General features: G+C 52.6%; 15 protein-coding genes and 1 other RNA gene. 10 read left to right on the forward strand and 6 right to left on the reverse strand.

Annotated features, from left to right (window positions below; all coding sequences use genetic code 11):
* Positions 1 to 54 precede the first annotated feature (54 nt).
* Together recN and bamE are read left to right on the forward strand one after the other, a co-directional pair.
* Positions 55 to 1,716, forward strand: a complete 1,662-nt coding sequence (gene recN / locus E2F51_RS01605; RefSeq protein WP_134822584.1) for a DNA repair protein RecN — start codon at positions 55 to 57, stop codon at positions 1,714 to 1,716.
* A 153-nt stretch (positions 1,717 to 1,869) separates the two neighbouring features.
* Positions 1,870 to 2,220, forward strand: coding sequence for an outer membrane protein assembly factor BamE (gene bamE / locus E2F51_RS01610; RefSeq protein WP_013203444.1), 351 nt, complete (start codon positions 1,870 to 1,872; stop codon positions 2,218 to 2,220).
* Positions 2,221 to 2,260: 40 nt separating this feature from the next.
* Here the strand turns inward: bamE and E2F51_RS01615 are convergent, their stop codons facing one another.
* Both E2F51_RS01615 and E2F51_RS01620 read right to left on the reverse strand, forming a co-directional pair.
* Positions 2,261 to 2,548: an RnfH family protein gene (locus E2F51_RS01615; protein ID WP_013203445.1), complete on the reverse strand. Its 288-nt coding sequence runs from the start codon at positions 2,546 to 2,548 to the stop codon at positions 2,261 to 2,263.
* Positions 2,541 to 2,975 (reverse strand): type II toxin-antitoxin system RatA family toxin, encoded by a 435-nt coding sequence (locus E2F51_RS01620; RefSeq protein WP_013203446.1) that lies wholly within the window; start codon positions 2,973 to 2,975, stop codon positions 2,541 to 2,543. The genes E2F51_RS01615 and E2F51_RS01620 overlap by 8 nt, the downstream gene beginning before the upstream one ends.
* A 158-nt stretch (positions 2,976 to 3,133) precedes the next feature.
* Here E2F51_RS01620 and smpB point away from each other — a divergent pair, with 158 nt between their 5' ends.
* From smpB to speG, 5 genes are all read left to right on the forward strand, one after another.
* Entirely contained in the window at positions 3,134 to 3,616 is a 483-nt protein-coding gene (smpB, locus tag E2F51_RS01625; RefSeq protein WP_013203447.1) for an SsrA-binding protein SmpB, read from the forward strand.
* Positions 3,617 to 3,668: 52 nt separating this feature from the next.
* Positions 3,669 to 4,032, forward strand: a transfer-messenger RNA (tmRNA) gene (gene ssrA, locus E2F51_RS01630).
* A gap of 125 nt (positions 4,033 to 4,157) precedes the next feature.
* The gene (locus E2F51_RS01635; RefSeq protein ID WP_013203448.1) at positions 4,158 to 5,012 is read left to right on the forward strand and encodes a PA4780 family RIO1-like protein kinase; all 855 of its coding nucleotides are present in this window, start codon (positions 4,158 to 4,160) and stop codon (positions 5,010 to 5,012) included.
* A 530-nt stretch (positions 5,013 to 5,542) separates the two neighbouring features.
* Positions 5,543 to 6,409 (forward strand): nucleoside-specific channel-forming protein Tsx, encoded by an 867-nt coding sequence (locus tag E2F51_RS01640; protein WP_013203449.1) that lies wholly within the window; start codon positions 5,543 to 5,545, stop codon positions 6,407 to 6,409.
* Between the two features lie 142 nt (positions 6,410 to 6,551).
* Positions 6,552 to 7,109, forward strand: coding sequence for a spermidine N1-acetyltransferase (speG, locus tag E2F51_RS01645; protein ID WP_041692388.1), 558 nt, complete (start codon positions 6,552 to 6,554; stop codon positions 7,107 to 7,109).
* A gap of 71 nt (positions 7,110 to 7,180) precedes the next feature.
* On the opposite strand, the gene E2F51_RS01650 is transcribed toward speG, so the two are convergent.
* The 4 genes from E2F51_RS01650 to E2F51_RS01665 form a co-directional block, all read right to left on the reverse strand.
* Entirely contained in the window at positions 7,181 to 7,600 is a 420-nt protein-coding gene (locus E2F51_RS01650) for a hypothetical protein (RefSeq protein ID WP_041692100.1), read from the reverse strand.
* 108 nt (positions 7,601 to 7,708) lie between these two features.
* Entirely contained in the window at positions 7,709 to 8,644 is a 936-nt protein-coding gene (gene mmuM / locus E2F51_RS01655; RefSeq protein ID WP_134822585.1) for a homocysteine S-methyltransferase, read from the reverse strand.
* Positions 8,631 to 10,049 (reverse strand): S-methylmethionine permease, encoded by a 1,419-nt coding sequence (gene mmuP, locus E2F51_RS01660; protein WP_013203453.1) that lies wholly within the window; start codon positions 10,047 to 10,049, stop codon positions 8,631 to 8,633. Before mmuP ends, mmuM begins: the two co-directional genes overlap by 14 nt.
* A 161-nt stretch (positions 10,050 to 10,210) precedes the next feature.
* Positions 10,211 to 10,546, reverse strand: coding sequence for a DUF2002 family protein (locus E2F51_RS01665; RefSeq protein ID WP_134822586.1), 336 nt, complete (start codon positions 10,544 to 10,546; stop codon positions 10,211 to 10,213).
* Between the two features lie 162 nt (positions 10,547 to 10,708).
* On the opposite strand from E2F51_RS01665, the gene E2F51_RS01670 reads away from it, so the two are divergent.
* The 3 genes from E2F51_RS01670 (at position 10,709) to nrdI (ending at position 11,971) form a co-directional block, all read left to right on the forward strand.
* Positions 10,709 to 11,035 carry a DUF883 family protein gene (locus E2F51_RS01670; RefSeq protein ID WP_053144600.1) on the forward strand — a complete coding sequence of 109 codons (327 nt, stop codon included), beginning with the start codon at positions 10,709 to 10,711 and terminating at the stop codon, positions 11,033 to 11,035.
* 278 nt (positions 11,036 to 11,313) lie between these two features.
* Positions 11,314 to 11,556 carry a glutaredoxin-like protein NrdH gene (nrdH, locus tag E2F51_RS01675; protein WP_013203456.1) on the forward strand — a complete coding sequence of 81 codons (243 nt, stop codon included), beginning with the start codon at positions 11,314 to 11,316 and terminating at the stop codon, positions 11,554 to 11,556.
* Positions 11,557 to 11,560: 4 nt separating this feature from the next.
* Positions 11,561 to 11,971, forward strand: coding sequence for a class Ib ribonucleoside-diphosphate reductase assembly flavoprotein NrdI (nrdI, locus tag E2F51_RS01680; protein ID WP_134822587.1), 411 nt, complete (start codon positions 11,561 to 11,563; stop codon positions 11,969 to 11,971).
* Positions 11,972 to 11,988: the final 17 nt, after the last annotated feature.

The raw sequence follows: 11,988 nt of genomic DNA on the forward strand, positions 1-11,988 counted from the left end.
CAGTATATACTGTATGAAAAACCATATCTGTGTTTACGTACAGGAATACCCACTATGCTGGCACAACTGACCATCAGTAATTTTGCGATTGTTCGTGAACTTGAAATCGATTTTCAGCGTGGCATGACGGCCATCACCGGCGAGACCGGCGCAGGGAAGTCCATTGCTATTGATGCGCTCGGCTTGTGCCTGGGCGGTCGGGCGGAAGCGGATATGGTTCGCCTTGGCGCTTCCCGCGCCGATATTTGTGCGCGCTTCTCTCTGAAAGATACTCCTTCTGCCTTAACGTGGCTGATTGAAAACCAGCTTGATGAAGGTAACGAGTGCCTGTTGCGCCGGGTGATCAGCAGTGACGGCCGTTCACGCGGCTTTATCAACGGCACTGCGGTTCCCCTTTCTCAGCTACGCGACCTCGGTCAGTTGCTGATCCAGATCCACGGTCAACATGCTCACCAGCTTCTGCTGAAACCCGAACATCAGAAAACGCTGCTTGATGGTTACGCCGGTGAAACCGGCCTGATGCAGGAAATGGCGACCAGCTATCGTGCATGGCACCAGAGCTGCCGCGTGCTGGCACAGCATCAGCAACTCTCTCAGGAGCGCGAGGCTCGTCGTGAGCTTCTGCAATATCAGCTGAAAGAGCTGAACGAGTTCGCACCCGTGACCGGTGAATATGAAGCGATTGATGAAGAGTACAAGCGTCTGGCCAACAGCGGGCAGTTGCTCTCCACCAGTCAACAAGCTCTGATGCTGCTGGCTGATGGCGAAGATGCCACGTTGCAGAATCAGCTGTATACCGCTCAGCAATTGCTTAGCGAGCTGCTGACGATGGATGACAAGCTCAGCGGGGTCTATAAGCTGCTGGATGAAGCATCCATTCAAATCAGTGAAGCCAGCGATGAACTCCGTCACTACTGCGAACGTCTGGATCTCGATCCAAACCGTCTGCATGAGCTTGAACAGCGGATATCTAAACAGATCGCTCTGGCGCGCAAACACCACATCTCCCCTGAAGAACTGCCGGTCTTCCACCAGCAGCTGCTGGAAGAACAAGGTCTGCTCGATCAGCAGGAGAGCGATCAGGAAGATCTGACGCTGACCGTTTCCCGCCATCATCGTGCGGCAATGACCTGTGCTGAGCAGTTGCATCAGCGCCGTGTGCATTTCGCAGAAGAATTGAGCCGCCTGATTGGTGAGAGCATGCATGCGCTCTCCATGCCGCACGGTAAGCTGGGGATTGAGGTGCTGTTTAACGCTGACCATTTGACCGCTGAGGGTGCAGACCGTATCGATTTCCGCGTGACCACTAACCCTGGTCAGCCGCTTCAACCATTATCGAAAGTGGCCTCTGGCGGTGAGCTGTCGCGTATTGCCCTCGCCATTCAGGTGATTACAGCCCGTAAGATGGATACGCCAGCGTTGATTTTCGATGAGGTGGATGTGGGTATCAGCGGTCCTACCGCAGCCGTGGTCGGTAAGATGCTGCGTCAGTTAGGGGAATCCACGCAGGTTATGTGTGTGACCCACCTTCCGCAGGTAGCGGGCTGTGGAAATCATCATTTCTACGTCAGTAAAGAGACCGATGGCGAAATGACTGAAACCCATATGATCCCGTTGGATAAACGTGCCCGTCTGCAGGAACTGGCCCGTCTGCTGGGCGGTAGCGAGGTCACTCGCAACACGCTGGCGAACGCAAAGGAGCTTTTAGCAGCCTGATTGCCGCACTTTTTTGGCCTGTTGTGGTCATATCCTTGCTCCGTAGAGGTTTCAAACTGCGGAAAGGTTTATTATCATCGTCTTCTTACGCTGTAATCGTAGCGAACGTTCGATGCAGCCAGATTGTTGGCCCGAAAAGGAATAGAGATACTTATGCGCTGTAAAACGCTGACTGCTGCGGCGGTGGTTCTTCTGATGATGACTGCTGGATGTTCCACTCTGGAGCGAGTGGTTTACCGCCCGGACATCAACCAGGGCAATTACCTGGTTGCGAATGACGTTTCCAAAATTCATACCGGCATGACGCAACAGCAGGTGGCTTACACCCTGGGCACGCCGATGATGCGCGACCCGTTTGGTAGCAACGTCTGGTATTACGTGTTCCGCCAGGAGCCAGGCCATGAGCCTGTGACTCAGCAGACGCTGACGCTGACCTTTGATGGTAGCGGTACCCTGACCAACATTGATAACAAGCCAACCCTGAGCGGCAAGAAAAGCGGTTAACAGCAGGCTTGTTGATGAAATCGTAAGGCGCTAAGGCGCCTTATTTTTTTGCCGCGCGTTCGGCGCGCTGACGGCGTAGTTCTTTCGGGTCGGCCAGTAACGGGCGATAGATTTCAATGCGATCGCCACTGTGTACCTCATCCCCCAGTTTTACCGGACGACTAAAAACACCCACTTTGTTACTGGCGAGATTGATATCACTTCTGAGTTCAAGAATGCCGGAAGCTTTGATAGCGTCTTCGACAGTCGCGCCCTCTTCCACGTTAACCGTGTACAGATACTGTTTTTCTGGCAACGCATAGACCACTTCAACCGCGATATCAGGCACTGTAGACCTCTTTCGCGCGTTTAGTAAACGCCTGCACCATGCTGCTTGCCAGCTCTTTGAAGATGCGTCCAAAGGCCAGTTCAACCAGCATATTGGTGAACTCAAAGTCCAGACTCAACTCAACCTTACAGGCATCATCACTGAGCGCGGTGAACTTCCAGCCACCGTTCAATTTGCGGAACGGGCCATCAACCAGCTGCATAGCAATGCTCTGGTTATCCGTCAGCGTATTTCGCGTGACAAACGTTTTACTGATCCCAGCCTTAGAGACATCCACTGACGCGGTCATCTGCTGTTCGCTGGCATCGAGAATACGGCTACCGGTACACCCTGGAAGAAATTCCGGATAGGCATCCACATCGTTTACCAACCGGAACATCTGCTCTGCGCTGTAGGGCACCAACGCGGAACGACTAATCTGAGACATAACGTTTCCTGTTAATCTTCAACTTTTCAATAATACCATCGCCGGCAGGCAAACAAAAATTCTCAGCCGCCAGCGTTCTGCTAAAATAGCGCTTTTCCCCGTCTGGTTTGTTACAGGGGATGCCATCAATCACTGCTTCATGTAAACTAAGTGGCACTATGACTAAGAAAAAAGCACATAAACCCGGTTCCGCTACCATTGCCATGAACAAACGGGCCCGCCATGAATACTTCATTGAAGATGAATTCGAAGCGGGACTGTCGCTCCAGGGATGGGAAGTCAAATCACTCCGCGCAGGAAAGGCCAACATCAGCGAAAGCTACATTATGCTGCGTGATGGCGAAGCCTTTCTGTTCGGCGCAACCTTCCAGGCGTTGATTGGCGCATCCTCGCATGTGGTCTGCGACCCTACCCGCACCCGCAAGCTTCTGCTTAAGGAGCGCGAGCTGGCAATCCTGTTCGATAAAGCCAACCGCGATGGTTACACCATTGTCGCATTATCGCTGTACTGGAAAAATGCCTGGGCCAAGCTGAAGATTGGCGTAGCCAAAGGTAAGAAAGAGCACGACAAACGCGGTGACATCAAAGATCGCGAATGGAAGACCGACAAAGCACGTATTATGAAACACGCAAATCGCTAAGCCTATGGCGTAGCGACAGGTTTTTCTGTTATACTGCTTCACAGTAGTACTTGGGGCTGATTCTGGATTCGACAGGATTTGCGAAGCCCTAGGAGCATGCCGAGGGGCGGTTTGCCTCGTTAAAAGCCGCAAAAAAATAGTTGCAAACGACGAAAACTACGCACTAGCAGCTTAATAACCTGCTCAGAGCCCTCTCTCCCTAGCCTCCGTTCTTAGGACGGGGATCAAGAGAGGTCAAAAACAAAAGAACTCGTGTGGATGTCCTGCCTGGGGCTGAAACACTAAATCTAATCAGGCTAGTTGGTTAGTGGCGTGTCCGTTCGCAGCTAACCGGCGAATGTAAAGACTGGACTAAGCATGTAGTGCCGACGGTGTAGTAATTCTGGACGCGGGTTCAACTCCCGCCAGCTCCACCAAATTCTTGGTCGATGGTTACCAGACCCACTCGATGAAGTCCTGAGAACCCACACGGTGAAAACCTTGTGGGTTTTTTTGTGCCTGATATCTTTCGTAACCTGGCTGAAATAAGGTATAAAGCCGCATGAAAATCCCAAACCGAATCCAACCTCTGGTTGATGATGGCCTGATAGACGATGTGCTCCAACGCCTTAAAAGCGGAAAGGAAGCCGACGTTTACACTGTGTTATGCGGTGACAAGATCAATTGTGCCAAAGTGTACAAGGAAGCGACACAGCGCAGCTTTAAGCAGGCCGTGCAGTATCAGGAAGGCCGCAAGGTCCGTAACTCACGTAGCTCCCGTGCGATGCAGAAAGGCTCTAAATTCGGCCGCAAGCAGCAGGAAGAGTCCTGGCAAACCGCAGAGGTGGATGCGCTGTTCCGGTTGGCAGAAGCGGGCGTACGTGTCCCTCAGCCCTATCTTTGTATCGACGGCGTGCTCCTGATGGAACTGGTGACGGATGCAGACGGCATGGTGGCTCCACGTCTTAGCGATGTGACTATGTCCGAAGAAAGCGCGGTGACTGATTTCCATACCATGATCCGTAATATCGTACGCATGTTGTGTGCCGGTATCGTGCATGGTGACCTGTCGGAATTTAACGTACTGCTCGATGCGCAAGGCCCGGTCATTATCGACTTGCCTCAGGCTGTCGATGCTGCAGCGAATAACCATGCTGAAGCCATGTTCGAGCGTGACGTGAATAACATCACGGCGTACTACGGTCAGTTTGCTCCGCAGTTGCTTAAAACCCGTTATGCGAAAGAAATCTGGCTGCTGTATGAAGACGGCAAGTTAACCCCAGAAACGCCGCTGACAGGACTGTTCGTTGAAGAGATTCATGAAGTCGATATGGACTCGCTGATGGATGAAATCATTACGGCGGAAGATGACTATTACGAACGTCAGCGGGCAAATAAAGAACGCGACGAAGAGTAGATGATTCTGCCCCGGTAAAATTCTGCGGCTATTTTGCAGGTGTTATTAAGGAGATCACTCCCCGCGATCTTCTTAATGAAACCAAAAAGGGCTCATCTCGCCAGGGATGACGCGACGCTAAAAACGCCACTATCCATAAGCTTACCTTATTATAAGCCGCTGCCATTCCCCTTCTCTTCCCACGGCAGAATCGCTAATTCTACCTCCGCTTTTTGCCTGTTCTACCTTAAACAGCGATGCAAACGATTACCTGGCTCAAAAAACCCCCTTCCTGTCCTCAATCCTCTTTCAGACCATCCGGTCAAACATATTTGTGACACCCATCACACTTTACCTAAAGTGAAATGAAACAAGGTTTGACAAGTGTGAGCGATATCTATTTCCTTAAGCGCGGATGACGGCACACTGCCGCAGCATTCATCGCGGGTGTTTTTTGCTGTGAAAACAGTCACCCTTTCCTCTTCTGTTGACGACTTAATAAGACCTTCGCAGTGGCTTCATAAAAGGGTCATTAAGCCTGTGGTAATATAATGAAATATAAAATTCTGATGGCTGGCGCACTCGCAGCGCTCTCTTATAGTGCCTCTTCAACTGCTGCTACCGATTCGCCGGAGTATGTTTCCGACTGGTGGCATCAGAGCGTCAACGTGGTGGGAAGCTACCACACCCGTTTCGGACCTCAGTTCAATAACGACGTGTATCTGGAATACGAAGCGTTCGCTAAAAAAGACTGGTTCGATTTCTACGGCTATATCGATGCGACTAACTTCTTCGGCGTGGGTAACTCCAATGCTAACGGTATCTTTGACCATGGCTCCCCGCTGTTTATGGAAATCGAACCTCGTTTCTCTATCGACAAGCTGACCAACACGGACCTGAGCTTCGGCCCGTTCAAAGAGTGGTACTTCGCGAACAACTATATCTACGATATGGGCCGTAACAGCGATAACCGCCAGAACACCTGGTTTATGGGTCTGGGTACCGATATCGATACCCACTCAGATGTTGGCCTTTCACTGAACGTGTATGCCAAATACCAGTGGGAAAACTACGGTGCAGCGAACGAAAACAGCTGGGATGGCTATCGCTTTAAGGTGAAATACTTCGTGCCGATTACCAGCCTGTGGGGCGGAAATCTGAGCTACATCGGTTTCACCAACTTTGACTGGGGCTCCGATCTGCGTGATGAGACCGGCCCGTCCCGTACCAGCAACTCTATCGCTTCCAGCCATATCCTCTCGCTGGGTTACGATCACTGGCATTACTCGTTCGTGGCGCGTTACTTCCACAACGGCGGACAGTGGGCTGATGGCCAGGAGCTGAACTTCGGTAACGGTCAGTTTGAAGTGAAATCCACCGGTTGGGGTTACTACCTGGTCGCTGGCTACAACTTCTGATGCCTTAAACACATTCTAAACGCCAGCACCGGAAACCGTGCTGGCGTCATTGTTTCTACGCTTACGCCGTGCCATTTCCTCCCGTCAGACGTATAATTCCTCAGCAATATTGCATCTGATAAAAGGAACTTATATGTCTCCCATGCCTGCCGAAGATGGCTTAAAACTGCGTCCTCTCGAACGTGAAGATCTGCGTTTTGTTCACCAGCTTGATAACAACGCCAGCGTTATGCGTTACTGGTTTGAAGAGCCGTACGAAGCGTTTGTGGAACTGTCCGATCTCTACGATAAGCATATTCACGATCAGAGCGAACGTCGGTTTGTGGTGGAATTTGAAGGGGATAAAGCGGGACTGGTTGAACTGGTTGAGATTAACCATATTCACCGACGTGCTGAATTTCAGATTATCATTGCCCCCAGCCATCAAGGGAAAGGCCTTGCCAGTAAAGCCGTCAAGCTGGCGATGGATTACGGATTTTCCGTGCTGAACCTGTATAAACTTTACCTGATCGTCGATAAAGAAAATAAGAAAGCCATTCACATCTACACCAAATTAGGCTTCGATATTGAAGGCGAACTTATCCACGAATTCTTTATTAACGGCGAATACCGTAACACCATTCGCATGTGCATTTTCCAACAGCAGTATCTGGCAAAACATAAACCCGCACACGTGATGCTGAACCCGACGGCGCAATAGCGTCGGGACGGTTTTGAACCCGTCAGAACGCGCTATCAGGGGAAGAGCGATCTTCCTCTGGTTGTCCGCATCTAGCCGCGTGCGCCCACCGGATTCATAATGGTATTCACCTTTTCCGGATGGATGTTGTACATGCCGCCATTAAACGGATCGACAAACAGCCAGCCAGGAATGCCACCCAGCGGAATGTTGCCGAGGATGTACCAGAGGTTGGCTCTCTCTTCCAGTGGGATCGTCTGCGGCACATAACCCGCGCGCTCCAGTTGCAGCGTATATTTTTTCTTGCCAAGGTACGAGCCGTCAGACTTCAGCAGTGAGACTGTTTTAGGGGTAATTCCTTCTGCAACGGCCCTTCCCGTTTCATCCTGCACCACAAATTTCACGCCCTGAGGCCAGGTCTGGATGGAAACGTCCTGGGTCTGATCGCCAACGATGGTGGCACATCCGCTCAATAACCACGCTGAAGCCAGCGCCAGCAAAAGCCTTCTCATATGCATTCCTGCCAATTTAAATATTCAGAATAGTCTAAGCGGAGTCTGACGGGTTTTCATTAATTACGCCCGACCATTGCGGGCGTAATAAGACAAATTTTTAGCGGCTTATCGTGAATGGCAGCGCTGGGCGATCGCGGCGATATCAGCTGGCGTTGTCCGGCAGCAACCACCGATCAATTTAGCCCCGGCAGACTGCCAGGCAGAAAGATTGTCGATCAACGTACAGGTTGAGGCATCGCTGTGCCAGGTTTTGCTGATCGCATCGTACTGCTCGCCGGAGTTGGGATAGACCACCAGCGGCTTTTTGGTCAATGAGCTGAGGGTCTGCAGCGCAGCCGTCACTTTATCCAGCGCGATACAGTTCAGTCCCAGCGCAACGGCCTGCGGGCAACTCTCCAGCACACTGACGACCTGGCTTAATGGCGTACCGTCACTCAGGTGTTCCCCGTCACGCAGCGTGAAAGAGAACCAGGCTGGAGTGCCGGGAAACTCGGCCAGCAAGGCCACCAGCGCCTGAATCTCTGCAAAGGATGGCATCGTCTCACAGGCGAGGATATCCGCCCCAGCTGCAACCAATGCCTGAATACGTGGGCGATGAAAAGCCATCATCTCTGCTTGCGGCAGGCTGTAGTCACCCCGGTATTCGGATCCATCCGCCAGATAGGCGCCGTAGGGCCCGACTGAGCCGGCAATCAGCAAATTGCCGGCCTGCGGTTCAGCAGCCTGGTAATCCGCTCTGGCACGGCTGGCAAGCTCCACGCTGCGGGCAATCAGCGTCAGCGACTGTTCTTCACTCAGCCCACGTTTGGCGAAGCCCTGCGGGGTTGCCTGATAGCTGGCGGTAATGGCCACCTGCGCGCCCGCCTTGAAATAGTCGTAGTGCACCTGATAAATCAGTTCAGGGTTCTCAATCAGCACTTTGGCCGACCACAGCGCGTCGGTCAGATCGCAGCCGCGCGCTTCAAGTTCGGTGGCCATTGCGCCATCCAGCACCAGCCCCGCGGCCACCTGTTGTTCTACAGAAAGTTTATTCGGTAACACGCACACTCTCCTTTGCCAGCTCGCGATTTTTCAGTCTCTGAGTGAAATGATAGGCCGCGTAGCACAGCGCTACGAAAGGCAGGCCGCAGTATAACGCAATGCGTTGTTCCGGATCGAACGCCAGCCCAACGCAGGCCAGCAGGCAAAGCAGGAAGCCGAGGATCGGCGTCACCGGATACCAGGGCGCGCGGTATTTCAAGTCTGTCAGCGGTTTACCCGCCCGCACATGCTCACGGCGGAAGAAGAAATGGGAAGCGCAGATGCTCAGCCAGACGGCCACCACCGCAAAACCCGAAATAGCCGACAGCGCGACAAACACCGTATCCGGCGCAATCACGCTGGAAAACAGCGCCAGCAAGCCTCCCAGCATGCTGACTGAAATCGCCATCAGCGGGATACCGCGGGAGGTCAATTTGGCAAAGCAGCGCGGCAAGGTATTCTGATTCGACAGCGACCAGAGCATCCTGCCCGAAGCATATAATCCTGAGTTCGCCGCCGAGAGGATCGCCGTGAGGATCACAAAGTTAAAGATATCGGCCGCATACGGAATACCGATCTTTTCAAAGACCATCACAAACGGGCTTTTGACGATCCCCGCCTGATCCATCGGGATCAGCGCTGCCAGGATCAGTACTGTACCCACAAAGAAAATGATCAACCGTGCGACCGTGGTGCGGATCGCCATTGGCAGAACTTTGTGCGGATTCTCGGTTTCACCCGCCGCGATGCCAATCAGCTCGGTACCCGAGAATGCAAAGTTGACGGCCACCATCGTCATCAGGATCGGCAGGCCGCCGTGCGGCAACCAGCCAGAGGCGGTGAGATTGTGGAAGAACGGCGCGCTGCTGCCATCCTTCAGCGGGATAAAACCGAACATGGCTCCCCCGCCGAGGAGTATAAAGGCCAGGATGGTGACCACTTTGATCACCGAGAACCAAAACTCCCCTTCCGCGAAGAAGCGGGAAGAGACCACGTTCAGCATAAAAATCAGCGCGCAAAACAGTAAGCACCACAGCCACACCGGCGATTGCGGGAACCAGTACTGCATACAGAAACCCGCAGCGGTCAGGCTTGAGCCAAGGGCGACCGTCCACGTCAGCCAGTAAAGCCATGCAACGGTGTAACCCGTCGCCGGGCTCAGGTAGCGGGCCGCATAAACATGGAAAGCCCCGGTCTCTGGCATCGCCACCGACAGCTCGCCAAGGCTCAGCATCACCAGATAGACCACCAGCGCCCCAATGATATAGGCCAGCAAGGTGCCAGCTGCACCCGTGGTGGAAATGATATAGCCAGTATTGAAGAACAGGCCGGTGCCAATCACGCCGCCTAACGAGAGCATCACCAGATGGCGGGCTTTCATGCTGCGCTTGAATTGTTGAGTTGTCTCGGGCTTGCTTTGCTGCATCGCTGATTTATCCGTTTAGACGTCTAAACTTCTACATGGGGTCAGCGTTATACCGATTCTGGCCGGTGAAAGCAACGTTACTGAGTGTGAGGGATGATCGTGCGGGGGCGAGATTTTCAGCGCGACCAACGCGTGCGCCGAAAACTCAACGGGCTGATTACTCAGCCAAACATGTTTACGATATAGCGTTCCAGCGCCGCGCGGGAACTAAAACCGTGGGGGATGCCGTAGTGATCCTGGTTATCTCCAGCCAGATACATCGGAAACTGCACGTACTCTTCACAGGCTTTCATATCGGAGGCCGGATGCGCAAAGCCGTGGCTTTTTTCTTTCAGGGTAGGATGAATAATCAGTGCGGTACGGCCCATGCGCGCTTCACGATTAACGTAGACATAGTTATCGCCTCGACGGTAACCATAGGCTCTTGCGGTGACCGCATCCATTTCAAATCCCGCACCTTCCAGTACGCGAGCAACTTCATCAGGGCGTAAATACATACTCATTCCTCTAAAACGTGCCAACCCTGCAACCTTACAACAGCGTGAAGGTTAAGCGCTTTCGGAATAATCCATAAACGCCCTGCTTTCCGGTCCGGGTCACTAAAAATCTGCATGATGGTCTATAGTTAATAGTACGTTTCATTTCCAAGGGAGAGAAAAATGTTTAACCGAAACACTAAAAATGAAGACATTGATATCAATCAGGACGTCAATCAGCTGGCCGATACCCTTGACGATCTGCTGAAATCTTACGGAAGTAAGACTAAAGATGAAGTCGACGGTGCACGTTCCCGCGCAGAAGCGATGTTGAAAGAGACTCGCGCCAAACTCCACGGCAATAACCGTGTGACCCAGGCGGCAAAAGATGCCGGTGGGCAAGTTGACTCTTATGTGCGTGACAAACCGTGGCATGGAGTTGGGATTGGTACTGCATTAGGTATTTTTGTTGGGGCGTTGATTGCAACGACCACCTCATCGCGTAACTAGTTTCGTTTACTTTTCAGACAAATCCCCGCACCTGATGGTGTGGGGATTTTTTTTTTGCCGGTCTTAAAACGCTGCATCCCGCGCCTGACAAGGCCTGTCCGTTTTCCTCATCAAGAAAATTCTTATACCTGGATATTGTGTGGTTGCAATATCTAAACACTATATCTAGTATTTACCCCATCAACTCAGCCACTACATGTGGTTAAACGACGGCAGCGGATTGCAGCAAAAAGCGTGCCAGACGAGACGTCAACCAGACAACAAGGTAAATACGAATCATGCGCATTATTATTTACACAAAAAACAACTGTGTCCAGTGCAATGCGACAAAAAACGCCATGGACAAGCACGGCCTCGATTACCAACTGGTTAACCTCGACCACGAGCCGGCTGCCGTTGAAACGCTGAAATCCATGGGTTATCGCCAGGTGCCCGTCGTGATGGCGGAAGAAGATCACTGGAGCGGTTTCCGCCCGGACAAAATCTCCGCGCTTCGCCCACTCACGGCGATGCAGGGTTAAGACGATGTCGACGCTGGTCTATTTTTCCAGCCAGTCTGAAAACACGCACCGTTTTGTCATCCGCACCGGCCTGCCTGCGCGCCGCATTCCACTGGATGCCGCGCAGCGTTTGCAGGTGGATGAACCCTATATATTGGTGGTGCCCAGCTACGGCGGCGGCACCAGTCAGGGCGCGGTGCCTAAGCAAGTCATCCAGTTTTTAAACGATGTCAGTAACCGCCAACTTATCCGCGGAGTGATTGCCGCCGGTAATCGCAATTTCGGCGAAGCCTATTGCCTGGCCGGCAGCATCATTGCGCAGAAATGCCAGGTGCCATGCCTGTACCGCTTCGAGCTACTGGGCACCGCCGACGACATCGCCAACGTTTATCAGGGAGTAACCGAATTTTGGCAGCGACAGAAAGCACACTCATAACCCCGAATCCGGCCGCG

This window comes from Erwinia sp. QL-Z3, from assembly GCF_004551645.1.
In the GTDB taxonomy this organism is placed as follows: domain Bacteria; phylum Pseudomonadota; class Gammaproteobacteria; order Enterobacterales; family Enterobacteriaceae; genus Erwinia; species Erwinia billingiae.